Below are 26,579 nucleotides of genomic sequence, written 5' to 3'. Positions count from 1 at the left end.
GCTTTCTTGTCTATAATGGTGAAGAGGTTTCAACCTATGCTGGCTAGACTATCGCAAAAAATTCTTTCTTTGTCCAATGTGGAGCGAATATGATCATCGAGTTCAACGGTGTGCGCCCCAAGATTGCGGAAGACGCCTACATTGCCCCGACCGCAGTGCTGATCGGCAACGTGACGGTCAAGGCCGGGGCGAACATCTGGTTCGGCGCCGTGCTGCGGGGAGATACAGGCGAGATTGTCGTCGGCGAACGATCCAGTATTCAGGACAATGTGGTCATCCACGTCAACGAACGGGAAAACACCGTCATTGGAAACGACGTCTTGATCGGGCACGGCGCAGTGCTGGAGGGGTGCACGATCGGCGACGGCGCGCTGGTGGGGATGGGTGCCGTCGTGCTCAGCGGCGCCGTGGTCGGCAAAGGGACGCTGATTGCTGCCGGTGCGGTCGTGCGTGAAAACACCCGTATTCCGGATGCCGTGTTGGTTGCGGGCGTGCCCGGCGCCGTGCGCGGCTCGCTCAGCACTGCACAGAACGCCCGACTCGACGAGGGGCCGGTGCATTATCAGCGACTTGCGGAAATTTATAAGACGCGGGCGACCCTCGTGGAGACATAAAACGCTTCGTCGATACAAGTCAGCGGTTTCTCTTCCAGGAAGCTCCAAGCTTCCTGGAAGAGAAAAGGGCGTTTAAATCAATCGAAGAGGAGCTGGTCTTTCAAATTTTTCTAGAGTTCTACTTTTTCACAACCAGCGCCAGCGGCGTGTTCGCCTCGACCAGTCGTTGCTCCAGACGTTCAATATCGCCGAAGAAGGCGCGGTTATAGGTCTTGCCGTCGTAGTCGCCGGTGTAGAGCCAGCGTTTGATGTAGTTCAGGTAGACCAGCATGCCGGTGTTGACGTCGTGACAGGTGTTGCCCTGGTAGACGGTTGTCCAGCCGCCCCCTTCTGCGATTTCGACGGAGTGCAGCCCTGAGCAGAAGACCTGAACGCCTTCGCGCTCATTGAGCGGAAAGACGCCGATCGCCTGGCCCGGGTTAGCGCCCAACCAGTAGCCGTAGAGGAAATTCTGCTCCGCCTCGCCGGTGCGCTCCTTGCCCGTCATCTGATTCACCTCAAAGGTCCAGGCGTCGGTGGAGAAGCAGGCGTCATCCCAGACGACGGTGTGCTCGATCGGCAGGAAACTGCCGCTCGGCTGGCGATTGACCGATGCGCTCACCTCGGCGTTGCATTCTTTAATCTGACAGCGCTCCGACTCGCATTTCCAGTGCACAGCCCATTTCACCGCAAGGTCTCGATCGAGGAGCGGCTCCGTGGGAACGTTCGCCACCACCGGCGCCTCCCCTTCGCCGGCGATGCGCACCAGCTCCGCCGCCACCCAGCCGCTTTCGAGCGGCTGACCATCGACGCCGGGGATATTGGCTGCGATCTGATACCAACGCCCGTCTTCGCTCTGGCCGATCACGTCGAAGGTGAGGCCTGGATTGGCCTTGCCAACAATTTCAAAGGATGTCGATGGCCCGCTGCGAATGTTGGCGCGCACCTGACTGACGATGGTGACGCGCAACGGGGCATCCCCTTCTGGCGTAGGGGTGGGCGTCGGCAGGGGGGATAGAGTGTCTTCGTTCGGGGAGCGATAGGCGTCGAGCGGTTCGATGACGGTGTTGATGGCGGGAGGGAGCGCCACTTCGCCGATGGGAGCCGCCGCCGGCACGGTCGCCGCCGAGGCCGCGCATCCGGCGAGCAGCGTCGCCACGACGAGCAACGGCCAGATCATCCACTTTGAAGGCAGAAAGGGCTGCCTGCTGCGGGTCAAACAAGTTTGGGTCGAACAAAATGTCTTGTTTCGCATTTTCCTGTTCATAAACCTTAACTGAACTCAAGCAATCCTGACAAGACAGAGGCGTAAAATCCAGTATAGCATTGAAAATCGGGGACGGAGAAACGAGGGGGACGCGTTGAACTGCGCAATACAACCCAACGGATAAGCAGAAATCGATGGCATTGGTTGTCTCGACCTGAACCGCGTCCTCATTGCAACGTCACCAGGAGCGTCTCCAGCAACCCCATTTCATCCAGTCCTTCATAGGCGTAGGTGCGAACCAGGGGATTGGGGTCGTTCAGCAGCGCGTACAGGATGCTCGCCGCCTTGCGGGTCGCCATCTTGCGCAGCGCGCCCGCCGCGCGCGTGCGCGCGCCTTCGTGACGTTGTTCAAAGAGAACGCGTGCAAGCGCCGGTGCGGCGTCATCGCCGCACATTGCAAGGGCGTCCGCTGCGATTTGACGCACCATGCCCTCTTCATCGGCAAGGTGCGCAGCCAACGGGTCGAGGAGAGGCGTCACTTCCGCCGGGTGGCGCCGGTGCAGGTGCGCCAGCGCCAATGCCGCCGCAGCGCGCACGGCGGGAGCCGGATCGTCGAGGCCTTTGGCGACGGGAGCGACTGCGTTCGCCGATCCGCAGGCCGCCAGCGCGCGCAGCGCCCACCACCGCTCATTTTCCTCAGGCGAAGAGAGAAGTTCGATGAGGGCAGGCTCATCGGCCGGCGTCAGCTTCAAGGCAAGTGGTTCGGTGCGCTCGTCGTCATCTGCGGCAATGGCGGAGCGAAATGCGTCGAATTGTGCGGTCGGGTTCATGGCTTGCGTATGCGAATCGAGTCGATCAGGATGGTCGCAGGCTCCGCTCCACCTGTCTCGGCGCCCACGCCAAAGGAGAGCGTCGAAGCCGGCTCCACCTCGATCCTGTCGAGAAGGACGCCGTTGGCCAGGAAGCGCAGCGCTGCGCCATCGTCCTCCAGGCTGAGGCGATTGGCGAAACCGGCGGGCTGAATCGCCGACAGGGGCGTCGGTGGGCGCAGCGTCGTCTCCACGCCATCTTGGTGAAGCGCCACGGTGAAGCGCCCTCGCCCATCCACCGAAAAAAGGTAAAAACGATCTTCATCCTCGAAGCGTCCAAAAAGGGCGATCTTTCCGTTCGGCGTCTGGACATCGACGATTGCATCGACTTCCAAACGCAGCGGCGGAGCTTCTGCGACGGCGATACGGGTCCACGCCAGATACGCAGGCCAGACGTCGATGCGATAGACGCCTTCAGATGGAACTGCTTGCATTGATGCGACGCCGGGTTTGATGTATGGGATGAAGGTCCCGTCGTCAACGGTGAAGTCTACGAAAAAGCGTTCCGCAGAGAGGGTCGCCGGGACGCTGCGATCGAAAAACGCCAGCGCGTCGCGCCACGAGAGGTCCGCCGGCAAGGCGCGCACGAGCACCAGGGCGCCAACGGTGAGCAATAAAACGCACAGCCAGAAGACCAGCCACCAACCGGATATGCGTCCGCCTGCCTCCGGCGGACGCTGCACCGTCTCCGGCGCCGTAGGACGCCGCGGCGACAGACCGATCGAGGTGCGTTTGTTGAAGGAGGGGTCATCGTCAGGAGATGGGTCTGTCTGCTGTGCGTGGCTTGACGCCATGGTTCGCCTCCGACTTCAGATCAACGGGTTGTTGGGCGTGTGATGTCCTTTGCGCAGCTGCTCCATATCTGCATCCACCATCAGGCGCACCAACTCGCGGAAGGTCACGGTCGGCTCCCACCCCAGCTTTTTCCTGGCTTTGGAGGGATCGCCGACGAGCAGATCGACTTCCGCCGGTCGATAATAGCGCGGGTCTTGCACCACATAGCGCCGCCAGTCCAGGTCGAGATAGCCGAACGCCTCTTCGACGAACTCCTGCACGCTGTGCGTCTCGCCGGTGGCGATCACGTAGTCGTCCGGCTCATCTTGTTGAAGCATCATCCACATGGCGCGCACGTAGTCGGCGGCGTAGCCCCAGTCGCGGCGCGCCTCCAGGTTGCCGAGACGCAGCTCCTTGGCCAGCCCCAGCTTGATGCGCGCAGCGCCATGCGTGATCTTGTGCGTCACGAACTCGAGCCCTCGCCGTGGGCTTTCATGGTTGAAGAGAATGCCGGAGCAGCCGAAGATGTTGTAACTCTCCCGGTAGTTGACCGTAATCCAGTGGCCGTACACTTTGGCGACGCCGTAGGGGCTGCGCGGGTGGAAAGGCGTCGTCTCGCGCTGCGGCGTTTCGACGACCTTGCCGAACATCTCACTGCTGGAGGCCTGATAGAAGCGAATTTTGGGATCGACGATGCGGATCGCCTCGAGCATGCGCGTGACGCCCAATGCCGTGAACTCGCCTGTAAGCACGGGCTGGGTGAAGCTGGTCGGCACAAAGCTTTGCGCCGCCAGGTTGTACACTTCGTCCGGGCGATAGTCGTGCAGGATGCCGATCAGGCTCATCTGGTCGAGCAGGTCTCCCTGGACGATCTCGATCTTATCCTGAATATGCTTGATGCGGTCGAAGTTGATCGTGCTGGTGCGCCGCACCATGCCGACCACGTTGTAGCCTTTTTCAAGAAGAAAATCGGCGAGATAGCTGCCGTCTTGTCCGGTGACGCCTGTAATCAGTGCAGTTGGCATAAAATCTGCTAGCTCCTCAATCTGTTCGCGTCTTCAACCCCGCAGCGCAGGATGAAAACCATAATGCCATCATTAGCCGCTCCTGACAAGATTAGCCGCTCCTGACAAGAGTAGTGTTGTTGATGTTGCGTGTTTCGTGCTTCATGGAAAAAGCGCGACGCATCCCCAACGCGCGCTGCGTTTGCGTGCTGCAATGCGCACACGGTCAACGCACACGGTCAACGACGGAACGTTCGGCGGAACAACGCCAGGAAAGGCATTTGACATATTCCGACGACCTGCGATAATGAACCTCTGCACCTCTGCCCGGTTCATCGGAGGTGCGAGGCGAACATGCCATCCTCCACGCTGAGGCTCCGCGATTTTGATTTGCAGATCGACGTCGGCGACGGCAGGCGCTACGCCGTCGCGGTGCTGAGTTCTCCTGCCGGGGCCGCCCGCGGAAGCATGACGTTTCCATTCGACGCCGCAACGTTCGCCGCGTATCTGGCCGGCCTGGAGCAGGCGCTGCGCAAGCCGACCAACGGAGGCGTCGACGTCGCGCAGGAGTTTGGCGCCGCGATCTTTGACGCGCTCATGCAAGGGGACATTCTCGCCGCCTATGATCGCAGCCGCCAGCTCACGGACGCGGCGGATCAAGGGCTGCGCATCAAGCTGCGCATTCTGGCGCCGGAGCTGCTCACTTTGCCCTGGGAGTTTCTCTATGACGCGCGCGCTCAGGCGTTCATTGCGCTCTCCAGGCACACGCCCATCGTCCGCTACTTGGAGTTGCTGTTGCCCGACCCCGACTTCGCCGTTGCGCCTCCGCTGCGGGTGCTCGGCGTAGCGGCGTCGCCGAGCGATCTGCCCGCGCTCGATGCGATGCGCGAACGCTCTGTGCTGGAGCAGGCGCTTCGTCGCCCTTTGGAGCAGGGGCAGGTGGAGCTGACCTGGCTGGAGCGTGCGACCTGGCGCGAGCTGCAGGATATCCTTCAACAAGGGCCGTGGCATATTTTCCATTACAGTGGCCACGCCTTCTTCGACGCGCGCATGGGCGAAGGCGCGCTGGTGATGACCGATGAGCAGGGCGCCTCCTGGCCGGTGAGCGCCACCCAGCTCGCTCGCCTTCTCGCCGACCACCGCAGCCTGCGATTGGCGGTGCTGAATGCCTGTGAAGGCGCGCGCGGAGACGAGCAATCGCCTTTCGCCAGCGTCGCCGCCGCACTGGTGCAACGTGGATTGCCCGCCGCCATTGCCATGCAATACGCCATCAGCGAGGCCGCCGCCGTCGCCTTCGCCGATCAATTCTACGGCGCGCTGGCCGATCGTCTGCCCGTCGACGCCGCCGTGAGCGAAGGCCGCAAGGCCATCGACCAGGCGTCGCCCGGCTCGGTGGAATGGGGAACGCCCGCACTCTTCAGCCGCGCCGCCGACGGCGTCATCTGGCAGCTCGTCACCGAGGCGGAAACCCATCCGGAGCGCACGTGGATGCGCCGGTTGCTCTATCCGCTTCTGGCCATTTTGCTCGTCGTGCTGGCGATCGCCGGCGCCCTCGCCTATCCTGCGCTGGAGCCGCTCTGGAACGTCTGGCCGATGAAGGGCGACTTCAACATCGCCGTCGCCGAGATCGGCGCGCTTCAGGCGGACGGCTCGATGCTGCCTTCTGAATTCGGCGCGCAGATCAGCGCGGCGCTCTACCGCACGCTGGACGACGCCTACAGGCAGGCGAAGGAAGCGGGGATCTTCGATCGGAATGTGTTGATCTGGCACGACTCGCTCGGACGCGAAAATGGCAAGAATCTCACCTTTGGCGCCATTCCGGGAAAAACGTTGGGTGAGCGCATCGCCAACGCCCGCGCCCTGGCGCGCAAGGTCGAGGCGCAGATGGTCGTCTTCGGCCACCTCACCGACGCCACCGACCCGGAGAGCTTGCAGCTTGAGTTTTTCTTCGACGGTCAGGAGCGAGCCGGAGAGCCGAGCGCGCTGTGGGGCGGCTATCTACTGGGCGAGCCGCTGCAACCGGCGGTTTCCTATCGCCTCAACCCAGATGCAGCCAAACTGACCGTCTCCGAAGCGCTGACCCCGCGCAGCCGGGCGCTTTTTTGGATGACGCAAGGGCTTTCCTATGGCTTGGCCAATTTGCCCGAGCGTGGGTTGGCGATCCTGCAACAGGTGGAGCCGACGGTGGACGCCTGGCCAAGGAGCGAAGGCAAAGAGCTCTTTTATCTTGTGCTCGGCGACCTGGCGCAGAAATCGCGTCAATTCGACGTCGCCATCGAGGCGCTCGACAAGGCGCTGGCGCTCAGGCCGGATTTCACTCCGGCGCTGTTGACGCTGGCCGGCGTCTACTTCGATCGCGCCCAGTTGTTTCCGTATCGCAATCAACCCGTTTCTGCTGAGCTGCAAAACTGCATCTCCCTCGCCAACATCGAAAATGCATCGCCTACATTGGCGGCGGCGATCGAGGACAATCAAAGGGCGCTGGCATTGGCGCAGAGGGCGGCGGCGCTTGCGCAGGCGCAGCCCGGACAGTTCGCCGACCGCAGCCTCCTGCTCTTGGGGCTGGTGCACCGGGGCGACGCTGCGCTGCATTTTTTGCAAGGGGACGTCGCACAGGCCGACCGCGCGCTGGACCAGGCGGAGGCCGCATTGCAGGAGGCGCTGACGAGGCTGAACGCTGCAGACGATCCCGTGTACTACGCCTGGGCGCAGGTGGCGATGGGCACCGTCGCTCGACTGCGCGCACACAGCGCCGCCATTCGACAGAGCCAGGCGAACGACGCCGAAACCCGAACGGCTGCAACCGCCGAGGAGATGCGGTGGCTCAACGCCGCCATTGAACACTATGACGCCTGCCTTGCGCTGCGCGAACGCACGGCGGGCAACGCGCTCTTCCAACAGCGCGTGCTGGGCTGTAGCTGCGAGCCTTTTGCACAGGAGGCGCGTCAAACCTTGAGCAGCCTGCAGGGGGGAGAACCATGAATCGAACATTTACAGGGCAACGGACTCCAGTGCAGCGGACGGCTGCAGCGCTCCTATTGGCGGGAGGATTGCTGGCTGCGCTGTTGCTTTTCACCGTCGCTTTCGCCCAAGATGGTCGCCCGCTCGCTCCGGGCGCGTCTGCGTCCGGTCAAGTCCTCAGCGCAGCGGGAGAAGAATGGACATTGTATGCGTGCGCCGGCGATCAGGTGACCATCACGATGATCAGCACGGCGTTCGCGCCCTACCTGAGCGTCTACACGGATGTCCTGCAGGCGCCTCTGTTCGAGGCGCTTGCGGAGGACGGCGAGCGCGCCCAGGCGCTGTTGACCGTTGAGGCAAGCGGCTTCTACACCGTCGCCGCGGCCGGAGAACGGCGCAGCGACCGGGGGCCTTACACGATCACAGTGGATTTTGGCGATCTTCCGGAGTCGATGCGCAACGAGGCGGCGGGCGTCCTGGTTCACAGCGGCGTCGTCACCGGCGCCGTGCGCTCCAGCCTGGGAGAGCTGTGGGCGTTGCGCGGCTGTGCAGGCGACGTCCTCACCGCCGCCGTGCAGAGCGACCGGTTCACGCCCTTCATCGAGTTGGTCGGGCCGCAGTCGGTGGAGGCGCTTTCCACCAGCGTTCAAATCGATGAGAAAACAGCGCTCATCGGGGGCGTTGCGCTGTCCACCACCGGCGTGTATGAGCTGCTCGTCGCCGGCGCGCGGCGCAGCGACCGCGGGCCGTACACCCTGACCGTGCACACGCTGAACGCAATGGCGGGCGCCCTCCCGCTTGCACCGGACGCCACAACAGCGCGGGCGCCCACTGCAACGCCGACGCCCCAGAGGCTTTGCACGGTGCGCGCGGCGCCGAACCTCAACCTGCGCAGCGGGCCGGGGACGGTCTTTCCGGTGATCGACGTGCTGCCGGTCAATACGCAGCTGCGGCCGTTGGGGCGCAACGCCGACGCCTCCTGGGTGGAGGTGCAGCCGCTGCCCGATGGGCGCATTGGCTGGGTGGCGGCCGCTCCGCGCTTCATCGAGTGCACATTTGACTTAATGACATTGCAACTCGCGGCGTCCCCGCCGACGCCTCGACCGACGGCCACGCCCTCTCCCACACCGACGCCTTCCCCGACGCTGCCACCCGTGGCGGTTCCTACGGCGCCGCCGCCGACCTTGCCGCCGGTCGTGGTGCTGCCCGGTCCGGCCCCGGGCGATGCAAGTTGGAGCGGAGCCTTGGTGACCAGCTTCAACCTGGCGAATCTGAGCGACGGCGTCGCCGTGTTCCGCAATCGCATCTTCTTCCGCGCCGAGATCGAGCGCACGCCCAACAATCAGCGCATCGAGCGCGTTGATTTTCGCATCCTGGATGCCCTGGACGAGGAAATCTATCGGCGCACGGAGCGCGTCTCCGGTTACTGCTCGTTCGGCGGCGGCGAGCCGACCTGCAATGTGCTCGAAATTCGCCGCGGCGCGCGTTGGCCGGACACAGAGCGAGCGTTGTGCAACGGCGATTTCACCGTCGCCGCCACGATTGTGCTTGAAAACGGCGACGCGGCCACCTGGCGCAGCCCGTTCAGGATCGAGCATCCCGACCTACCCCTCTGCGGGCAGGAGACTCCGCGCCGCGAGCTGGTCGTCAGGATTGCGCAGACCGGACCAGACCACGTCGCCGACGTGGTCTACGGCGCTCTGGTCTTTCAGGTGGAGGCGTACGATCCGACGCGCGGCGAAGAGGATGGCGCCGGCGTTCGCAGCGTGGACTTGCGCATCTTCGATCCCGATGGCCGAGAGGTCTATCAGCGCACGGAGCGGAACGCCGCCTACTGCGCCTTCGCAGGCGGGGAGCCGGACTGCAACGTCTGGCGCTTTGGCGAACACGGCGACGCCTGGCCCTCAGGCGAGCCGGTGCGCTACGGCGAACCGCACCGACTGCGCGCCGTCGTGACTGCGGAAGATGGACGTTCGGCCAGCATAGAAATGACGGTGACGATTCAACCGTGAAGCGGAGCAGACGAAGGGCGCATTGGTTTCATCTGGACGGCTGTCCGGCGGGCGGCAGAAAGATTGTCCCGCGCCAGACGCCCTGGATAGTGCGAAGGAGCGTCGCCACCCAGAGGACGAGCAGGCCGATCAAGGTTGCCAGGCCGATCCATAGGAAGAAAAGGACAGGCATAGCCTGATAAAGCATGCCGCTGGCGACGGTGAAAACGCCCACAGGGAAGATGAACGCCCACCAACTCAGCGCAAAAGGCAGCGGAGTCCTGCGATGCGTCTCGAGCGTTGCCAACAGCGCCAGCATCATCCAAAAGAGTGCAAAGCCCCACAACGCTGCGCCGCTGACCTTCGCCAGCAGTGAAAACGTTTCTGCGACCTGCTGGCTAACTGCGAGGTGGCTTTGCACCGGCGCCACGATGCGCAGCGCAACGATTGTAAGAATCGAGGGCGGCGCAACGCCCACCCACAACGTCGGCGCCAAAGGGGCAGGCGGCGGCGCGTAAAAAATGGAGCGCGTGAAGACGGTCGCCATCATCAGCAGAAAGAGCAGGCTGCCTGCACCTAGAAAAAACAGACTGGCGTAGAAGGCGACCTCTCCCCACAGCGCTCCGGCGTAGCGCATTGAAAGACTCAGCCCCAAAACAGGGCTGAGCAACATCGAAACCGGCGGAATCAACCAACCCAGCGTCGAAGCTTCCCAACGAATCTCGGTGTGATGAAAGAAGATAGTTAGAATAACAAGCGCAAAGATCAGAATAGCAAGGGAGCCAATCGCCCACAGCGTCAACAGCAGGGGCCACAGTGCACCCTCGGGCAAAAAGGGCAACGGCGTTTTTTCCAGCGCAATCCCGATGACCAACAGTGAGATGGGCATCGTCGGAAAGAAAGCCGCCGAGACGGGATGCATCAGGTCGCGGCGCACTGCCTGCGGATGCTTGAGCCAGCGGATGCTCCAGGGCGCGAGCAGCACTCCAAAAAGCACCACCGCCAGTGTCAAAAAGATCACCTGCAACGCACCGGCGAAGGGCACGAAGTTCCGCAGCGCAAAGATAGCGACCCCCGTCGCCGCCGTGCCCATGACCGAAGCAAACCAACCCGGCGCAAAATGCTCGACAATTTCCTGAAACGTGATAGGATGACGAGCCATTGGAACAGGGTCAGATTTAGATTGAGACCGGATCATCCAGGAAATCCTTTCTCACCGCTTTCTCAAAGCTTCGCACAACCCACGTGCAAAGGATTGCACCCAGGCTGCTGTTGAATTAGATGCATGGGGAGCAGGTTCGTTACAGGGAGACTTTACGGAGCTATGCCTTTGCGGCTCGGCTGTGCGAGGTAGAAACTGTTTGTCTATTCATTTCATCCAGGTTGAGCAGGTTCGATCCAGTGCGTTTCAGCCTCTGGCCAGCGCGCCAGTGCAAGCCCCAGAAGGTCGGCGCGCACCACCACCAACGCCTCGTCGTAAGCGCGCGTCTCCACGGCGGCAAGCCCTGCCGTCCATCCACGGCCTTGTTCCATCTCCAGCGGACCCAACTCATCGACGACGAGCAGATCGCACGGCGTTGCGGCTGCAAGCGCCTGGTTCGCCCACGCCAGCGCCTCCGGCTCAAAGCGCCAACGTCGAGTGTAGACGCCCTCGCCTGGCCCCATCTCTTCGACTGTGCGCAGATGGGCAAGAGGGCGCCGTTCGCCGCTGCGTAGGTCGACGACGTCGATGCCGGTCTTTACGCCCGCTTCAAAGCGCGCAGGCGACAACACGCCGGCGACGTCTGCTCCGCTGCGCTGCATCTCTTCAACGCGTCGACGGCAGTAAGTCGTCTTGCCGGCGCCAATCGCGCCGGCGACCAGAAAGATGCGCCCACGCCGTTTCATGTCCACAACACCTGGAGACGTCCGTCTACCTGCACCAGACGGATCGGGAGACGGTGGATGCGGCTCAACGCCGCTTCGGTGAAGACGCTTTCAAGCGGGCCGAACTGCGGCGGCTGGCCAGCCTCCATCAGCAAGACGTCGTTGGCGACGGCCAGCACCACCTCCGGTTCGTGATTGGTCATCAGCAGCGTGCATCCCTGGCTGCGCAGATCGCGCATGATGCGGATCAGCTGCGCCTTGTTGTGCAGGTCGAGATGGGCGGTCGGCTCGTCCAGTAACAGCAGCTTCGGCTGTTGCGCAATGGCGCGCGCCAACAGCATCCGCTGTTGTTCGCCGCCGCTGAGCTGCGGCACAGGACGCTCTGCAAGCGCGGCAAGCCCGACCTGCTCGACCGCGCGCAGCGCGATGGCATAGTCCGCCGCCGTCGGCATGCCCAGAGGCGGGAGATGGGGCGCGCGGCCCATGAGCACATACTCCAGCACGGTGTAGTCGAAGGGTGTGTGTTCGCTCTGCGGTGTGAGCGCCAACCAGCGTCCTCGCTCCGCACGGCTGTATTTCTCCAAAGGGCGGCCCGCCAGCTCGATTTCGCCTCGCCAGGCCCGCTGCCACCCCAGGGCGAGCGAAAGCAATGTCGTCTTGCCGGCGCCGTTCGGCCCGACGATCGCCAGAATGCGGCCGGCTTTCAGGTCAAAAGTGACGTCTTTGAGCACGGGAGGCCTGTCCCGGCGGTAGCCAAACCAGACGTGACGAAACGACAGCAAAACGTTGCTCATGATTTGGTGCGATATTGTTGCAAAGTCATCAGGCCAAGGAAGGCTACGGCGCCGAAGAGCGATGTAAAAATGCCCAGCGGAATTTCACCCGGCAGCAGCGTGCGCGCCAGATTGTCGCAGGTGATGCTGGCCAGGCTTCCCAGCAGCCAGAAGGTGATCTCCGGAAGTCGTGTGAGCGGGTCGGCCACGTATTTCAACAGCCCCACGCCCGCCGAAAAGAGCGCCGACACCGCGATCGGTCAAGACGACGCGTTCCGGCGGACGCAGCAGCGTCACAGTGCGCCCTGAGGCGCCGGTCACGACGATCGGCTCGGTGGCGGGGGCGCTTCGGAAGATGGAGGCGATGCAGAGGGTTGGACAGGCGTGCAGGCGCTGAGGGGCAAGAGCAGCGCCATCAACAAAAGAAGGACGCGCGAAACGGTAAAACGTTGAGACGAATCCATATATTTTCTTCTTTCCAAAGATGAGGAGGTCAGGGAGTTTCCTCCCTGGCCCACGACAGAAACCAATTCCTGTCCCGTGGTCTATCCACGGCTTTTGTCCCCAGAAACCTTGGACTTTTCGAATGGCGCTTTTCGCCATGCCATTACTCTGCGAAAAAGTCCATCTCATGTACAATAAAAGACATGAAGCGGACAAAGCATGTCAGGGCGCCCGCCGAGACCACCGTCGTCGTCGCCATGTCGGGCGGCGTGGATTCATCCGTGGCGGCGGCGCTGTTGGTCGAGCGTGGCTACAACTGCATCGGCGTCATGATGCGCCTCTGGGCGGAGGTCGGCGTGGGGGAGGGCTCCACCAATAAATGCTGCAGCCTGGAGAGCGTCCATGACGCGCGCCGCGTGGCCGACGAGCTGGGCATCCCGTTTTATTTGATCAACGTCGAGCGGCCGTTCAAAGAGAAGGTGGTGGACTTTTTCATCGACGGCTACAGCCGCGGGATCACGCCCAACCCTTGTCTCGAATGCAACCGCCACATCCGCTTCGACTATCTGCTCAACTACGCGCGGCGGCTGGGCGCCGATTATCTGGCGACCGGTCACTACGCCCGGCTGCGCTACGCCGAAGATGGCAAGGTGCACCTGCTCAAAGGCGTGGACGAGGCGAAGGATCAGAGCTACGTCCTCAGCGTGCTCGGCCAGGACGAGCTTCACGACGTGCTCTTCCCGGTCGGAGAGTATCCCAAGTCGGAAGTGCGCCGCATGGCCGCCGAGCGCGGGCTGCCGACCGCCTCCAAGCACGACTCGATGGACCTTTGCTTCATCTTCGACGACGACTATCGTCGTTTCCTGCGCACCTGGGCGGCGGAGGCGATGCGCCCCGGGCCGATCGTGGATCGTCGCGGCAGGGTGTACGGTCAGCACAACGGCCTGCCGGGGTACACCATCGGCCAGCGCAAGGGATTGGGCATCGCCGGCGCTGCGGAGCCGCTTTTTGTGCTCGAGTTGGACTATCGCAACAATGCGCTGGTGGTCGGCACGGCGGCAGAATTGGGGCGAGACCGGCTGATCGCCGAGCGCGTCAACTGGACGCTGGACGAAGCGCCGCCGGCCGGCGCGCGAGTGCAGTGCAAGATCCGCTACAAGGCGAAGGCAGTGGAGTGCACCCTCTTCCCGATCGGGGCGGATCAGGTGGAAGTGCGTTTCGACGCGCCGCTGCGCGACATCGCGCCAGGTCAGGGCGCAGTGTTCTACGACGGAGACCTCTGCCTGGGGGGCGGCGTTATTGCCCGCGCGGAGGAGCCGATGAAGACAGAAATCAAGGAGTGAAGCGTGATGGGCGCCGTACGCGATCTGTTGATCATCTTCCTGGCGTTGACCAGCATCGTCGTCTGGGTCTTGCTCGGCATTCTCATCTGGCAGATCTGGCGGCTGACCCGGCTGGTGCAGCAGGAGCTGAAGCCCATGATCGCCGACACCAAGGAAACGATCGCCACGGTGCGCGGCACAGCCCAGTTTATGAGTGAAAATGTCGTTGCGCCGGTGATCCAGACGAGCAGCAAGATGGCGGGTTACCGGCGTGCGATGCAGGCGCTCGTGGGAAATGGCTCTGCACGCAAGGCGACGCCTCCTCGCGGCGCCGCCGCAGCATCCGCTTTCACCTCGTCCGAGTCAACACCTTCCTCCCAGACGCCTCCCTCTGCATAGGTCGCAATGCATCGATTTCTTGAGAAGTCACCCAGTTGAACCTGACCATCGATAGAGTGAATTGAGCAAATAGACGGCAGTGGGCGTAGGTGCGGCTCCCAGCCGCGCAGCCGGCGAAAGACCGCCGGAGGCGCCGAAGAGCAAAAATCCGACGCTGTTCACTCCATCCGAAGAAGGGTCGACAAACAGGTTGAGGATTCTGCGAACGTCCACTGGGCAGAGGGGCTGCCTAGCGCCCTTCGTCGACGTCGCCCAATGCGCGACGCAAATTCTCCTCGGTCTCGCTGTCCAGCGTGGTCTGTAGGACGCGACCGTGATAATTGCGCAACAACGCCAGCGCCGCACTTTCGTCGGCGTCGCGCACGATCAAGAAGAGGGCCGAGGAGTCGGGCTTCAGGCTGTCTTTGACTGCTTTGACGAATCCGCCGTCCACACCCAACCCGGTCAGAGCGCCGACCCCCGCGCCGCCGAGCGCGCCGAGCGCCATGCTTGTCAGCGGGAAAAAGAAATTGCCGAGCAACAACCCCAGCAAGGCGCCCACGCCTGTGCCGATCATGGTGGCGCGACTCACTTCATTCCTGACATGAACTCTGCCTTCCGCATCCCGACTGACGATAGCGGCGTCGTCGAGCGCAACCAGCCCCTGCTTTTGTTGTTGACGAATTGCCTCGCGCACCTTCGCTGCTTCGTCTGCGCCATCGAACGCCAATACAATTAGATGAGACATGTCCACCATTCCCTTCTGTAAAGAAAAAGAATAAGAACATTGTTGAATATTTCAGGTTTTCGGCAAGGGAAGAGATTCTCTGCGCTGCGTTCGTTGAATATTCTGCCTGTGGGGAGATGAACTGTCAAGCGAAAAAAATTTGGTCGCCGGTGACCATCCCACAAATAGCGAGGAGAGAACGCACACCGACAACCTTCGCATGTCGGCGGCCTTCTCCTCCTTGTGGTGTATGGATCGGCGAGCTGTGAACTCCCACAATCTTCGCATGTGGGCAGCTCTCCGATAGGACGAAGGTGTACAGCGCTTCGTCGAAGATTTCGTTATGCAGGATAGACGGGAGACGTTAACGGTCGATGGTTGCAACGTTATGGTGTGTTTAACGCCGCGTCAACATTCAATCCGGCAGCACTGCGATGCAGTCGACTTCGATCAGCATCTGCCCGATCAAGCCGCTCTGCACGGTGGTGCGCGCAGGATAGGGTTCCGGCACAAATTGCCGATACACCTCGTTCAGCTCGGCGAAATCAAGCACATTGGCGAGATAGACGTTTACCTTTACGACGTTCCGCCAGCTTGCGCCGGCCGCCTCGAGGATCAGCTCGATGTTGCGGAAGGTGCGTTCGGCCTGCTCGCGAAACGTCCCGGGCTGGAAAGTGTTCGTGACGGGGTCGAACGAACCCTGGCCGGAAACGTAAAGCATACGTCCGCTGGCGACGATCGCCTGTGAATAGGGAGCGGAGGGGATGACTGCCTTCTCCGAGAAAATCACTTCACGCATGATGAGCTCCTTTTTTTGTCGTCTTGCAAAGTTCTCTGTAAAGGAGATAGATTGCACCGAAGCTTATAGCCGCTTTTCGTGCGTTGTCAGTTGAATAGCGCCTTCTTCGGTGATCAGAAAAGCGTCCTCCAGCCGCACGCCGGTTTCTCCCGGAAAATAGATGCCCGGCTCCAACAAAATCACCATCCCCGGCGCTAAAATTTCCTGGCTGTATGGAACGATGCGCGGGGCTTCATGGCCGGTGACGCCGACGCCATGGCCGGAGTGGTGCGGATAGACGGGATAACCGGCGTCGGCGATGAAGCGCCGCAATTGCCGATCGATTTCTCCGGCGACGGCGCCAGGCCGCAGCAGGCTGGCGCCGAACGCCAGCGCCTCGCCGACCACCTCATGGATGGCTTGCTGGCGCGGCGTGGGCGCGCCGGCGACGTAGGTGGCGCAACTGTCGCTCCAGTAGCCATAGCGAATCGTGCTCAGATCGACGATGATGGAGTCTCCAGGGCGCAACGCATGGTCCAATGGCCATCCGCCGATGTTCTCGGCGCGATAGCCGACGACGCAATCGTTCCCCATCGGCACGCGACAGCCGGCCGCCGCCTCCACCGCCTGCCGAGCCGCCAACCAGACGTCGATCTCGCGAGCGCCCGCCCTCACGGCGTTGCGGGCCGCCACATGGCCGATGTCCGTCAGTCGGAAGTTCTCTCGCAGTTTTTGCACTTCCTCCTCGGTTTTGACCATGCGCAGAGGCGCCAGCCAGCCGTCAATCGGAATCCACTGGACAGCGGCGAAAGGACCGTCGGACAGCGCATCGCGCAGCGCCGCCGGGGCCGCCCAGCTCTCCAGACCGATTCGCCGAAAGGTTCTCGTCACGCTGCGCCCCTCCCAGAGGTTACGCAGCGCTGCACTCAAATGCGTCGCACTGTCGATGGGCGCCTCGATCGTATAGCCCCGGTACGCAAGGACGTCGCCGTCCGGCTCCGCGGCGAAGGACGCCGCCGCCCCCGCCAGTCCGTCGACGACGATCAGAGTGAAGCGCTCACCATCCCACCAGACGAGCGGCGGCGCGGCGGCGAAAGGATGCGGACCGGTCTGGATCGGCGGGGCAAAGCCGGTGAGCCAGGTCACGCTGGCGGGGCTGGCGAAGAGGGCGGCGTCGATTCCTTTCTCGTGCAGTAACTCGCCGGCGCGCTGACGCTGTTGTTCGTGCATGGCGCTTCCTTTCAAGGATGGATCAAGACATGAACATCTTCAGTATACCAAACGGGTGGACATCGCAACGAACGGGGTGGAGGCAGGGGGATTTTCAGGAGTGATTTCGGGGTGGATTCGTTTCAAACGACAAAGCGCCTCTGATGCACAGGGGAAGGTCCCGCCCTGGGCTGGCGCCAGAGCGGGACGGCGTTCCCGGCCGCGTCCGACATCGTTGTCGATCAGGCGGCGACTGGGAGCTTCGCTGTTGCAGAAGGCTGCTTGGCAAGCTGGCGATGAATCGCCGCCGTCAGTTCTGAAACATCCGGGGCGTATTCTATCTCCTCGCTTCCGCTGCGGTGCACTACAAACTCCCATGGCGCTTCGGCGTTGACCCGCCAGGCTCGAATGACAAAGACACAGTGTGCGATCGGTCCCGATTGGCCTGTCATGCGCTTTTTCACCTTCCCATGTTCTGATCCGCGCCTTGATCTGTCATGTGGATTTGTTGCTCATTGTACTCAAAATTCGTCAGCGAATCGTCAAATCCCCTCTTCACTTTTCTTTCCCTCTTCACTCTTCTTGTGAAAGGAATTCTGGGTTTTCCATAGGGGAAGGCTACAATAGAAACAAGGGAGTTCGCTGAAACCAGTTCAACCAAGGCCCAGAGATGTTTGAGCTGCTTATCCGCAATGGAACGATCGTAGACGGACAAAATCGGCCGCGGTACGAAGCCGATATCGGCATCGTGCACGATCGCATCGCCGCCATCGGCCAACTGGGCGATGCGGAGGCGCAGGTTGTCATCGATGCAAGCGACAGGGTGGTGGCGCCCGGCTTCATCGACGTGCACACCCACTCCGACGCCATTCTGTTGTCGCAGCCGCATCTTATCTCTAAGACCCTGCAGGGGTTCACCACAGAGTTTTTGATGCTCGATGGGATTTCGTATGCGCCGGTCAATCGGCGAACTGTGCATGGCTGGATTCACTATTTGCGCTCCCTGAACGGTCTGCGCTTCGAGCAGTATACGGGCTGGGAGAGCATCGGGGATTTCATGAGCTTGCTGGACGGCAAGACGGCGCAAAATGTTGCAACCTTCATCCCATACGCCAACGTGCGCACGCTGGCGATGGACCCAGGCGAGCAGCGCCCGAACGACTATCAGCGGGTCGATCTGCAGAATCTGGTGCGCCAGGGCATGGCGGAGGGCGCGTGCGGCCTCTCCACCGGCCTGGACTATGTAGAGCAATGCTTCGCCTCGACGGACGAGCTAGTTGCGGCGTGTCAGGGGATGCGCGCAGCGCAGGGCGTCTACGTCACCCATGTGCGCTATGCGCTCGGCACGCTCGAAGGGGTCAAAGAGGCGGTGGAAATCGGTCGCCGCGCCGGCGTGCCCGTGCATATCTCCCATCTCAAAGGGCGGAATGAGGAGGAAGTGGAGGCGCTGATCGATTACATCGACCTGGTCGCCGTCAACGAGGTCGATTTCACCTTCGACTGCTACCCATACCTGAGCTCCTCCACGATGCTGCAGTATCTGCTGCCTCAAGAAATCTGGCGCGACGGAGTGTTCGGCGCCTTTGCCCGGCTGACCGATCCAACCCTACGGGACCGCTTTCAGCGCCGACTGGACACGCTCGACCTCTCGTCGATCACCTTCGCCTGGATGCCGGGGCGCCAGAATCGCCAGCTTGCCGGCATGACGCTGGAGCAGTACGCGCGACGAACGAAACGTCGCCCTGCGGACGCGCTGTGCGACCTCTTGATCGAGGAGAGCATGGCCGTGTTGCTGGTCTTTCACAGCGAGGAGCGCGGGTTGGAAGCGGAATTTCTCGCCCACCCCTGCTCCATGGTGGGAAGCGACGGCATCTTTTTCGCCGAGGGCAAGATTCACCCGCGGCAGTACGGCTCCGCCGCGCGAGTGCTCGGCCATTACGTCCGGCGCAAGCGGCTCTTCTCCCTGGAGGAGGCCGTTTACAAATTGAGCGGCTTTGCCGCGGCCCGTTTCAAACTGAAGAATCGCGGCGTGATCCGCAGAGGCGCCTACGCCGATCTTGTGGTCTTCGATCCGGAGACGATCGCCGACAACGCCACCTTCGACGACCCGCACCAGCCGGCGACCGGCGTCGAGCATGTGATCGTCAACGGCGCACCGATCGTGATGCACGGCAAGCCGGTGAGCAGCGCGCTGCCGGGACGTTATCTGCGATTTGGCGCCGAATAGGGCGCTTGGATGAAGCGATTATTTTTTAGGAACAACAGGAAAGGACGCAAAAGAAGATGAAACGTTCTTTGATGGTCTGGGGCGGCTGGGAAGGCCATGAGCCGCTGCAGTGCGTGCAAATTTTTGCGCCGTTGATGGAGGCGGCCGGCTTCAGCGTGGACATCGTCAATTCGCTCGATATTTACACCGACGTGGAACGGCTGCGCAGCTACAACGTCATCACGCAGGTCTACACGATGAGCACGATCACGCCGGAACAGGAGAAGGGGCTGCTCGACGCCATCGAAAGCGGCGTAGGCTTCGCCGGCTGGCACGGCGGCATGGCGGACGCCTTCCGCAACAATCCCAACTACCAGTTCATGGTGGGTGGCCAGTGGGTGGCCCATCCCGGCAACATCATTGATTACACGGTCAACATCATCAACCACGAAGATCCGATCACGGCGGGTCTGTCCGATTTTCAGATGCACTCCGAGCAGTATTACATGCACGTCGATCCCTCCAACGAGGTGTTGGCGACGACGACCTTCAGCGGCGAATATTGTCCCTGGATCGAAGGCGTGGTGATGCCGGTGGTCTGGAAACGCCGTTGGGGCGCCGGTCGGGTTTTTTACGCGTCGGTGGGGCACGTCGCAGCCGACTTCGACGTGCCGGAGGCCAGAGAGATTGTCCGCCGCGGTCTGTTGTGGGCCGCTAAAGAATTTTGAGGCGTTTTATGAGCGAGGTTCAACCTGTCTCCGTAGGCGTCATCGGCTGTGGCAACATCAGCGGCGCCTACATGCGCATGTTGAAAACCCTTCCCATCGTGCGGGTGGTCGCCTGCGCCGATCTGCGGCCAGAGGCCGCTCAGGCGCTGGCCGAGCAATATCAGGTGCCATGCGTGCTCTCCGTCGAAGCTTTGTTGGCCGACCCCCAAATCGAGATCGTGTTGAATTTGACCGTGCCGCAGGCGCACGGCGCAATCGCCATCGCCGCTCTCGAGGCGGGCAAATCAGTCTACAACGAAAAGCCGCTGGCCCTCACGCGCGAGGAGGGACGCCGCATGTTGGCATTGGCGGCGCAGAAGGGGCTGCGCGTCGGCGGTGCACCGGACACCTTCCTCGGCGGCGGGCTGCAGACCTGTCGCGAGCTGATCGACGCCGGCGTCATCGGTGAACCGGTGGCGGCTACGGCGTTCATGATGAGTCGCGGTCACGAGCACTGGCATCCCAACCCGGTCTTTTATTATCAGAAAGGCGGCGGCCCGATGTTCGACATGGGGCCCTATTACCTCACCGCCCTGGTGAGCCTGCTGGGGCCGGTGCGTCGCGTCACCGGCGCCACGCGCATCACGCGGCCGCAGCGCATCATCACCAGCCAGCCACGCTACGGCGAGGTCATCGAGGTGGAGACGCCCACGCACGTCGCCGGGCTGCTCGACTTCGCCGCCGGCCCGATCGGAACGATCATCACCACCTTCGACGTGCAGGCCTCCAACCTGCCCTGGATTGAAATCTACGGAACAAAAGGCACGCTGGCTGCGCCCGATCCCAACACCTTCGGCGGGCCGGTGCGCGTGCGCCTCGCCGGCGACGACGCCTGGAAAGAAATTCCGGTGACGCGACCGTACACAGAGAACAGCCGCGGATTGGGGTTGGCCGACATGGCGGAGGGAATGCGCACAGGGCGACCGCACCGCGCCAGCGGCGAGCTGGCCTACCACGTGCTGGACATCATGCACGCCATTCACGAAGCTTCGGACGAAGGGCGCCACATCGTGCTGGAGAGCACATGCGAACGGCCTGAGCCGTTGAATGTTGCGTAATCCGTGGGGCGTGGTGCGTGGTGTGTGTTGCGTATGGAGCGGAGTGCACTCTCACGCAATATGGAGCGGAGTGCACTCTCACGCAACACGCACCACGTCCCTTTTCGCGTCTCTATCCCAATCCCAGACAGGACGCCAGCTCCTCCATCGAGGCGTTGCCGCCGCTCAAAATCAGGGCAATGCGCTTGCCCACAACCTGATCTCGAAGCCTCAGCGCGGCCGCCAGAGGCGCTGCGCCCGCCGGTTCGGCCAGCGTCTTCGCCTTTTCCAGATAGACGCGCATGGCCTGGAACATTTCGGCGTCTTCGACGAGCACAAAATCATCGAGATGCTCCCACAAGATGGCCTGCGGCATCAGAAACGGCGCGCCCGTGGCTAAGCCGGCGGCGCGCGTGGCGATCGGCGCCGTGCGTTCGTTGCGCGCCTGCCAGGTGAGAAACGCCGCCGGCGCTCCCGCCGCCCCGACGCCGATGACCTGAATCTGCGGGTTGAGCGTCTTCGCCACCAGACATGCGCCGGCGCAGCCGCTTCCTCCACCCACGGGGACGAAAATCATCTCCACATCGGGCTGGCTTTCGAGAATTTCCAGCGTATGGGTGGCGACGCCGGCGATCAGCAGCGGCTCGTCCCCAGAGGAGATGAACCGCAATCCCTGCTCCTGTTCCAGCGTCAGACAATGGCGTTTGCTCGCCTCGAAATCGGCGCCATGAAAAACCACCTCGGCGCCGTAGGCGCGCATGGCGTTGACCTTGACAGGATTGGCGCCTTCCGGCACGACGATGACGGCGCGCACGCCGAAAAGCTGCGCTGCATAGGCGATGGACTGACCATGATTGCCGGTGGAGGCCGTCACTACGCCGCGTCGTCGCTCTTCCGCCGTCAAATGCGCCATGAAGTTGATCCCGCCGCGCACCTTGAACGCCCCGATCGGCTGGTAGTTCTCGTGCTTGACGTACACCGTGGCGTTCAGCAAAGCGTCCAGTTGAGGATAGTGATGCAGCGGCGTCGGCGGCAGATGCGCGGCGATCACTCTGCGCGCGTGAAGCACATCTCGAAAAGTAGGCGACATTTGCGCTTGAATCATATTGGTTCTCGGAATGGATGGATGATTTTTGGGTCATTCTCTTGAAGTTGAGACATTGCAGAGGATCACGGCGAACGGCGGATTTGTCAAGTCATGCAGAGGCGCAGCGAGAGACGCCGTCGCATCGCTGCAGGGGGCGCCATCAGTCCGGTGAGCATCAGACGAGCAGACGCCGGTTCAAAGGCAAGGCCAACCAGAAAGGGGCGGCGCACAGAAAGCGAGTTGTGAATCGCCTCGAAATGCAGTACAATAGAAAGCAGCCGGCTTGTTGGATTTTTCACAATTTGGATTTTTCATAATGCGGAGGCGCCCTTCATGAGAGACATGACGGTGCTCGAGGCGAAGCGCTACGGCGTCATCACGTGCGGGCCGCATCAAAAGTTGCTGGCCGCCGCCTGCACCATGCAGGAGCACAACATCAGCGCGCTGGTCGTCGTCGACGAAGAGGGGTATCTGATCGGCGTCATCACGCGCACCGACCTTGTGCGCGCCTGCTACGAACGGATGGACTGGGAGCAACAGCCGGTGCAGGCCTATATGAACCCCGACGTCGCCACCGTCTTTCTGAACGACTCCTTGCTGAAGGTGATGGAACTCCTGCTCAACCGCCACATCCATCGCGTGGTCGCCGTCGAGGCGGTGGATGGCCGACTCAAGCCGCGAGGCGTCCTGTCGGCGGCGGATATCGTCTACCATATGGCGCGCTGTCATTCTTGATCGAGCATCCGCCATTGGGCGCAAGGATTTTCCATTCAAGGGAACTGACCGTTACTCTGGCCCAGCCCTTTCGTCTTGATCGATAGAGACAAAAAACCCCGAACATGGTGAAACCCGTAGCGTCGTGAGAGAAGACAAGGTTTGCATCTCGATGCAAGGAAGGAGCAGTGAAATGACAAGGCGCAGCGTACTATCGTCTGGCGTGCGGGCTGGATCGCTGCTGTTGGCGTTGGCGATTGTGCTGGCTGCGGCGTTGACGCCGGCTATTGCACGCGCCGCTCCACAGGAAAGTGCGCCCGCCGCCGTGACGGCGAGCGGAGGATGCGTGGCGTATCATTACGTCCGCCCCGGCGAAAACCTGACGCGCATCTCGCGCATCTACGGGGTGAGCGTCTGGCACATCGCTCAGGTGAACGGCATCCGCAATCCCAGCTTGATTTATGTGGGGCAGGTGCTGTGCATTCCCAGCACATACCACCCGCCGGCGCCGCCCCCGCCTGCTTTTTGCGGTCAATATTACACGGTGAAATTGGGAGACACCCTTAGCAGCATCGCGCGGCGCTGCGGCACCACCGTGCGTGCGTTGGTTTACTTGAACGGCATTCCCAACCCGAATTACATCCGGGCGGGTCAGGTGCTGCGCATCTACTAGAGCGCGTCTCGTCCGCAAGAAGCAAAGAGCGTCCCAACCCCCGCCGCAACCCTCTTCCAGGAAGCGTTGGCGCTCCCTGGAAGAGGGTTGCCTGAATCATGTGCATGCGCCGTTGCCATCGGCGAGTGCGTCGCATCCCTGTCAACGTGGACTGAATCATGCGCATCGTCATCACTGCCGACCTGCACTATCGCCCCGCCCATAGACGTCGATATCTTGCTTTCGCCGAACGTATCGCAGGCCAATGTCCAGATTGTCTGATTCTGGCCGGCGATCTCGGCCATCCATTGCGACTCTTTCGACGTGCGTTGGAGCTATTCGAGCCGTTGAGTTGTCTCAAGCTGTTGGTGACGGGCAACCACGACCTCTATTGCAGCGAGCACGACAGCCGCACCTTGTGGGAATCGGTTCTGCCGGCGGTGATTCAAGACGCCGGTTTTCTGTGGCTGGAAGAAGAGACGGTGCAGCTCGGCGATCTGGGCGTCTGCGGCACCATGGGCTGGTATGACTATTCGACCAGCGAGCCGACGCTCGCTCTGCCAGACGCAGCCTATCCGCTGCTCAAGACCCTGGTGAACCACGACGCCGATTACATCGACTGGCCCTGGAGCGATCGCGCCATGGCGCGCTATCTGGCGCGCAGCTTCGAGCGCCGCCTGGCCGACCTGGAGGCGAACCCTTCCATCCGTCGCATCCTGGTGGTCACGCACATGCCGATTTTCGACGAAGCGATTCCTTCGCATCCGGAATGTGAACGGCTGAGCCTTCTGCGCGCCTACATGGGCAACCTGGCGCTGGGCGAAATGGTGCGCTCCTCAGCCAAGGTCACCCACGTGGTGAGCGGCCATCTTCATCGCAGCGGCCGCTATTGCATCGCCGGCGCCTATCGGGAGATCGACCATCGCGTCATCGGCGTCTGTGACGGATTGCCAGAAACCGTCATTCTCAGTTTTGATTAACCCTCGCGCCAGCCCGAGCAGCAGTCCATGTTTCACTTCCTCAGAAGCAGCTCAGACTCCGTCGCAGCGAGAAAGGCGTCGACGGCCTCATAGGCGACGCGCTTCATGCCCCTTCGCTATCCGCCATCTCCCGGTCGTACAAGATCATGTCCAGGTCGCCGGGAGAATGGCCAAGCTGCGTCAACACCTGGGCGATCTCGGCGCGATGCTGCGTGCCGTGGTTGACCACGTGCACCAGAATATGCCAGAGCGTGCTCGAAAACGGACGACCGGCTGTCGTGACGTAGGCCAGCGGTTGCGAAAGGTCATCCTCCGTCAGCGAAGCCAGATAGGCGCGCATGGCGTTTTCCTCTTCGGCCCAGCGCGCTGCGATGGATTCCACCGTAGGAAATTCTCGAGGGTCCAACATGGCGCTGGGCGAACGATGCTCCTGACAGCGGATGCGCCAAAGCCACTCTGCGCCCATCATGTGCACCAGAACATCACGGATGCTCCCCCAGCTCAGATTCTGCGGCGCCACCAATTCTTCAGGAGACAATTGCGCGGCCGCCTCCAGAATTCTGCGATTGGCCCAGTAGTTGTAGTCGTAAAGCGTCATGAGGTCGGAAACGTTCATCAGGAAGTCCTTTCGCCGAGCGCCGGGTTCAATAGGATAGCTCTTTCAGCCACCAACGCCCCTCGCGCAAAACAAATTGCCAGCGGTCGTTGCCGAGCGTCGCCGTCGCCACATCGCCATCCACATCCACCACCGGTTCGAGCGGCTCCGGCAAGGGAGGCGGCGGCGATGGAAAGACGGCCAGCAGATAGCGATCCAGGATAGCGTCTCGCCCCTGCCAGATGTAGGCGGCGGCGGGATCGTCGGATCCTCGGCGGTCGATGATGCGCGCGTCGTCCGCCCACAGCTGCGCCAGCGTCGCCAGGTCGCGCGCCCGGGCGGCATTGCGCTCCGCCAGGATCAGCGACGCCGCGATCTCTTCGATGGCGCCGCCCTCTGCAGCCATTATAACCGACGACAGCAACTGTTCTTGCATCGATGGCGGCGGAAGATGAGCGTCTACAACGGCGGGAAGCGGAGCCGGGGCGCGAGTGCACGCCGTCAATGCGCCGGCGGCTGCAAGAAGCAGCCATAGCATAAAGGCTTTTGCATTTTCTTTCGATGCAGACTATACTAGGCACCTTGGAGCGGCCTTTTAAGCCCGAATGGTGTGAGTTCGGTGGGATTTTCATTGTTGGCGACGCCGTCAAGACATGGCGCCGATGTGAAAAACATGACATAGAAAAGAGCGCATGTATGAACCCGGTCATCTTTCAATGGGGCCCTTTTTCTTTGCACTGGTATGGCGTCTTTATCGTCGGCGGCGCCGTGTTGGCAGCCTGGATTTCCGGCCGCACCGCCGCCAGAGCCGGTTTGGATTCCGACCATATCTGGAACATGCTGGCCTGGGCGCTGATCCTTGGCATCATCGGCGCCCGGCTTTACCACGTCTTCAGCTCGCCCGCCAACGGCGTCGGCTTCAGCTATTATATGCAAAACCCACAGGATATTTTTAACTTCTGGAGCGGTGGGTTCCGCGGCCTGGGCATCTACGGCGGCCTGATCGGCGGCCTTCTGGGAATTGCGATTTACGCGTGGCGCAAAAAACTCGATCTTGTGATGTGGCTTGATTTCATTGCCCCAAACGTCCTGCTCGCCCAGGCGATCGGTCGCCTGGGGAACTGGGTCAACCAGGAGCTCTATGGCCCGCCTACCAATCTCCCCTGGGCCTTTCACATCAATCCGGAATTCCCCTGCCAAGACCCGCCGAACCGCCCGCTCTCCGTGCAGCCCTGCGGCACCGGCCACCTGCAACCCTTTGACCAGCAGTCGCTCGACTGGTACGCCAGCAACGGCTTTCATCCCACCTTTTTCTATGAAGCGCTGTGGAATCTCTTCGCCTTCGCCCTGTTGACTTTTCTGTTCCGCCGCTATGGCGAGCGCTTCCGCAAGGGCGACGGAATTCTGCTCTACTTCATCGCCTACCCGCTCGGTCGGTTCTGGGTGGAGATGTTCCGCCCGGACGCCTGGGTGATGGGCACGCTGCCGACGGCGCAGTGGATTGCGCTCATCAGCATCACGGTCAGCGTCATCGGCCTCATCGTGCGCCATTGGGGGTGGGACTGGCGCGCAGATCGCGCCGGCTCGATGGCCTATATGCAAGGGCCGGTGGAGCCTGTCGCCGGCAAAGCGGCCACAGCATAAG

General features: G+C 62.0%; 29 protein-coding genes. 12 read left to right on the top strand and 17 right to left on the bottom strand.

Annotated features, from left to right (window positions below; translation table 11 throughout):
* The first annotated feature begins 89 nt into the window (after window positions 1-89).
* Complete coding sequence (locus Q0367_RS03835; RefSeq protein ID WP_297630963.1) at window positions 90-614, top strand: gamma carbonic anhydrase family protein; 525 nt, start codon at window positions 90-92, stop codon at window positions 612-614.
* Between the two features lie 118 nt (window positions 615-732).
* On the opposite strand, the gene Q0367_RS03830 is transcribed toward Q0367_RS03835, so the two are convergent.
* The 4 genes from Q0367_RS03830 to gmd form a co-directional block, all read right to left on the bottom strand.
* Complete coding sequence (locus Q0367_RS03830; protein ID WP_297630966.1) at window positions 733-1,773, bottom strand: SH3 domain-containing protein; 1,041 nt, start codon at window positions 1,771-1,773, stop codon at window positions 733-735.
* 254 nt (window positions 1,774-2,027) lie between these two features.
* On the bottom strand, window positions 2,028-2,630 hold the full coding sequence (locus Q0367_RS03825) for a HEAT repeat domain-containing protein (RefSeq protein WP_297630969.1): 603 nt from the start codon (window positions 2,628-2,630) through the stop codon (window positions 2,028-2,030).
* On the bottom strand, window positions 2,627-3,463 hold the full coding sequence (locus Q0367_RS03820) for a hypothetical protein (RefSeq protein WP_297630971.1): 837 nt from the start codon (window positions 3,461-3,463) through the stop codon (window positions 2,627-2,629). The genes Q0367_RS03825 and Q0367_RS03820 overlap by 4 nt, the downstream gene beginning before the upstream one ends.
* Window positions 3,464-3,478: 15 nt before the next feature.
* Window positions 3,479-4,468: a GDP-mannose 4,6-dehydratase gene (gene gmd, locus Q0367_RS03815; RefSeq protein ID WP_297630974.1), complete on the bottom strand. Its 990-nt coding sequence runs from the start codon at window positions 4,466-4,468 to the stop codon at window positions 3,479-3,481.
* A 333-nt stretch (window positions 4,469-4,801) separates the two neighbouring features.
* On the opposite strand from gmd, the gene Q0367_RS03810 reads away from it, so the two are divergent.
* Complete coding sequence (locus Q0367_RS03810) at window positions 4,802-7,429, top strand: CHAT domain-containing protein (protein WP_297630976.1); 2,628 nt, start codon at window positions 4,802-4,804, stop codon at window positions 7,427-7,429.
* Entirely contained in the window at window positions 7,426-9,420 is a 1,995-nt protein-coding gene (locus Q0367_RS03805) for an SH3 domain-containing protein (RefSeq protein WP_297630979.1), read from the top strand. The genes Q0367_RS03810 and Q0367_RS03805 overlap by 4 nt, the downstream gene beginning before the upstream one ends.
* 28 nt (window positions 9,421-9,448) lie before the next feature.
* Here Q0367_RS03805 and Q0367_RS03800 read toward each other — a convergent pair whose 3' ends face one another.
* The 4 genes from Q0367_RS03800 to Q0367_RS03785 all read right to left on the bottom strand — a co-directional run bounded on the left by Q0367_RS03800 (window position 9,449) and on the right by Q0367_RS03785 (window position 12,289).
* Window positions 9,449-10,561, bottom strand: coding sequence for a hypothetical protein (locus tag Q0367_RS03800; protein ID WP_297630982.1), 1,113 nt, complete (start codon window positions 10,559-10,561; stop codon window positions 9,449-9,451).
* 212 nt (window positions 10,562-10,773) lie between these two features.
* Entirely contained in the window at window positions 10,774-11,286 is a 513-nt protein-coding gene (locus Q0367_RS03795; RefSeq protein ID WP_297630986.1) for a nucleoside-triphosphatase, read from the bottom strand.
* The gene (locus Q0367_RS03790; RefSeq protein WP_297630989.1) at window positions 11,283-12,059 is read right to left on the bottom strand and encodes an ABC transporter ATP-binding protein; all 777 of its coding nucleotides are present in this window, start codon (window positions 12,057-12,059) and stop codon (window positions 11,283-11,285) included. Before Q0367_RS03790 ends, Q0367_RS03795 begins: the two co-directional genes overlap by 4 nt.
* On the bottom strand, window positions 12,056-12,289 hold the full coding sequence (locus Q0367_RS03785; RefSeq protein WP_297630992.1) for a hypothetical protein: 234 nt from the start codon (window positions 12,287-12,289) through the stop codon (window positions 12,056-12,058). The genes Q0367_RS03790 and Q0367_RS03785 overlap by 4 nt, the downstream gene beginning before the upstream one ends.
* Window positions 12,290-12,685: 396 nt before the next feature.
* On the opposite strand from Q0367_RS03785, the gene mnmA reads away from it, so the two are divergent.
* Both mnmA and Q0367_RS03775 read left to right on the top strand, forming a co-directional pair.
* Window positions 12,686-13,825 carry a tRNA 2-thiouridine(34) synthase MnmA gene (gene mnmA / locus Q0367_RS03780; protein WP_297630995.1) on the top strand — a complete coding sequence of 380 codons (1,140 nt, stop codon included), beginning with the start codon at window positions 12,686-12,688 and terminating at the stop codon, window positions 13,823-13,825.
* A 6-nt stretch (window positions 13,826-13,831) separates the two neighbouring features.
* A complete protein-coding gene (locus Q0367_RS03775; protein ID WP_298981019.1) occupies window positions 13,832-14,203 on the top strand; it encodes a hypothetical protein in 372 nt (123 codons plus the stop codon).
* Between the two features lie 27 nt (window positions 14,204-14,230).
* On the opposite strand, the gene Q0367_RS03770 is transcribed toward Q0367_RS03775, so the two are convergent.
* The 5 genes from Q0367_RS03770 to Q0367_RS03750 form a co-directional block, all read right to left on the bottom strand.
* Window positions 14,231-14,416, bottom strand: a complete 186-nt coding sequence (locus Q0367_RS03770; RefSeq protein ID WP_298981018.1) for a hypothetical protein — start codon at window positions 14,414-14,416, stop codon at window positions 14,231-14,233.
* Between the two features lie 16 nt (window positions 14,417-14,432).
* Window positions 14,433-14,930 carry a DUF1269 domain-containing protein gene (locus tag Q0367_RS03765; RefSeq protein WP_298981017.1) on the bottom strand — a complete coding sequence of 166 codons (498 nt, stop codon included), beginning with the start codon at window positions 14,928-14,930 and terminating at the stop codon, window positions 14,433-14,435.
* A gap of 394 nt (window positions 14,931-15,324) precedes the next feature.
* On the bottom strand, window positions 15,325-15,708 hold the full coding sequence (locus tag Q0367_RS03760; RefSeq protein WP_297631007.1) for a RidA family protein: 384 nt from the start codon (window positions 15,706-15,708) through the stop codon (window positions 15,325-15,327).
* A gap of 63 nt (window positions 15,709-15,771) precedes the next feature.
* A complete protein-coding gene (locus Q0367_RS03755; RefSeq protein ID WP_297631009.1) occupies window positions 15,772-16,917 on the bottom strand; it encodes a Xaa-Pro peptidase family protein in 1,146 nt (381 codons plus the stop codon).
* Between the two features lie 221 nt (window positions 16,918-17,138).
* Window positions 17,139-17,348, bottom strand: a complete 210-nt coding sequence (locus Q0367_RS03750) for a hypothetical protein (protein ID WP_297631012.1) — start codon at window positions 17,346-17,348, stop codon at window positions 17,139-17,141.
* A gap of 218 nt (window positions 17,349-17,566) precedes the next feature.
* Here Q0367_RS03750 and Q0367_RS03745 point away from each other — a divergent pair, with 218 nt between their 5' ends.
* From Q0367_RS03745 to Q0367_RS03735, 3 genes are read left to right on the top strand one after another with little or no spacing between them, the layout of a single operon-like run.
* Window positions 17,567-19,123, top strand: a complete 1,557-nt coding sequence (locus Q0367_RS03745; protein ID WP_297631015.1) for an amidohydrolase family protein — start codon at window positions 17,567-17,569, stop codon at window positions 19,121-19,123.
* 56 nt (window positions 19,124-19,179) lie between these two features.
* Entirely contained in the window at window positions 19,180-19,830 is a 651-nt protein-coding gene (locus tag Q0367_RS03740) for a ThuA domain-containing protein (protein ID WP_297631019.1), read from the top strand.
* 8 nt (window positions 19,831-19,838) lie between these two features.
* Window positions 19,839-20,927, top strand: a complete 1,089-nt coding sequence (locus tag Q0367_RS03735) for a Gfo/Idh/MocA family protein (RefSeq protein ID WP_297631029.1) — start codon at window positions 19,839-19,841, stop codon at window positions 20,925-20,927.
* A 112-nt stretch (window positions 20,928-21,039) separates the two neighbouring features.
* On the opposite strand, the gene Q0367_RS03730 is transcribed toward Q0367_RS03735, so the two are convergent.
* Both Q0367_RS03730 and Q0367_RS03725 read right to left on the bottom strand, forming a co-directional pair.
* Window positions 21,040-22,011, bottom strand: a complete 972-nt coding sequence (locus tag Q0367_RS03730) for a threonine/serine dehydratase (RefSeq protein WP_297631030.1) — start codon at window positions 22,009-22,011, stop codon at window positions 21,040-21,042.
* Between the two features lie 86 nt (window positions 22,012-22,097).
* Window positions 22,098-22,292: a hypothetical protein gene (locus Q0367_RS03725; RefSeq protein ID WP_297631034.1), complete on the bottom strand. Its 195-nt coding sequence runs from the start codon at window positions 22,290-22,292 to the stop codon at window positions 22,098-22,100.
* Window positions 22,293-22,326: 34 nt separating this feature from the next.
* Between Q0367_RS03725 and Q0367_RS03720 the strand changes: the two genes are divergently transcribed.
* From Q0367_RS03720 to Q0367_RS03710, 3 genes are all read left to right on the top strand, one after another.
* Window positions 22,327-22,728: a cyclic nucleotide-binding/CBS domain-containing protein gene (locus Q0367_RS03720; RefSeq protein ID WP_297631036.1), complete on the top strand. Its 402-nt coding sequence runs from the start codon at window positions 22,327-22,329 to the stop codon at window positions 22,726-22,728.
* A gap of 172 nt (window positions 22,729-22,900) precedes the next feature.
* On the top strand, window positions 22,901-23,380 hold the full coding sequence (locus Q0367_RS03715; RefSeq protein WP_297631039.1) for a LysM peptidoglycan-binding domain-containing protein: 480 nt from the start codon (window positions 22,901-22,903) through the stop codon (window positions 23,378-23,380).
* Window positions 23,381-23,538: 158 nt separating this feature from the next.
* Window positions 23,539-24,339 carry a metallophosphoesterase gene (locus Q0367_RS03710; protein ID WP_297631042.1) on the top strand — a complete coding sequence of 267 codons (801 nt, stop codon included), beginning with the start codon at window positions 23,539-23,541 and terminating at the stop codon, window positions 24,337-24,339.
* 103 nt (window positions 24,340-24,442) lie between these two features.
* Here Q0367_RS03710 and Q0367_RS03705 read toward each other — a convergent pair whose 3' ends face one another.
* Together Q0367_RS03705 and Q0367_RS03700 are read right to left on the bottom strand one after the other, a co-directional pair.
* The gene (locus Q0367_RS03705) at window positions 24,443-24,955 is read right to left on the bottom strand and encodes a DinB family protein (RefSeq protein ID WP_297631044.1); all 513 of its coding nucleotides are present in this window, start codon (window positions 24,953-24,955) and stop codon (window positions 24,443-24,445) included.
* A gap of 28 nt (window positions 24,956-24,983) precedes the next feature.
* The gene (locus Q0367_RS03700) at window positions 24,984-25,472 is read right to left on the bottom strand and encodes a hypothetical protein (RefSeq protein ID WP_297631047.1); all 489 of its coding nucleotides are present in this window, start codon (window positions 25,470-25,472) and stop codon (window positions 24,984-24,986) included.
* Window positions 25,473-25,630: 158 nt separating this feature from the next.
* On the opposite strand from Q0367_RS03700, the gene lgt reads away from it, so the two are divergent.
* Window positions 25,631-26,578: a prolipoprotein diacylglyceryl transferase gene (gene lgt, locus Q0367_RS03695; protein ID WP_297631052.1), complete on the top strand. Its 948-nt coding sequence runs from the start codon at window positions 25,631-25,633 to the stop codon at window positions 26,576-26,578.
* Window position 26,579 lies beyond the last annotated feature (1 nt).

Origin of the sequence: uncultured Caldilinea sp., assembly GCF_937128415.1 — a bacterium.
Classification (GTDB): domain Bacteria; phylum Chloroflexota; class Anaerolineae; order Caldilineales; family Caldilineaceae; genus Caldilinea.
The sequence above is the reverse complement of the archived record's forward strand: the minus strand, read 5'-3'. Positions and strand labels throughout refer to the sequence as shown.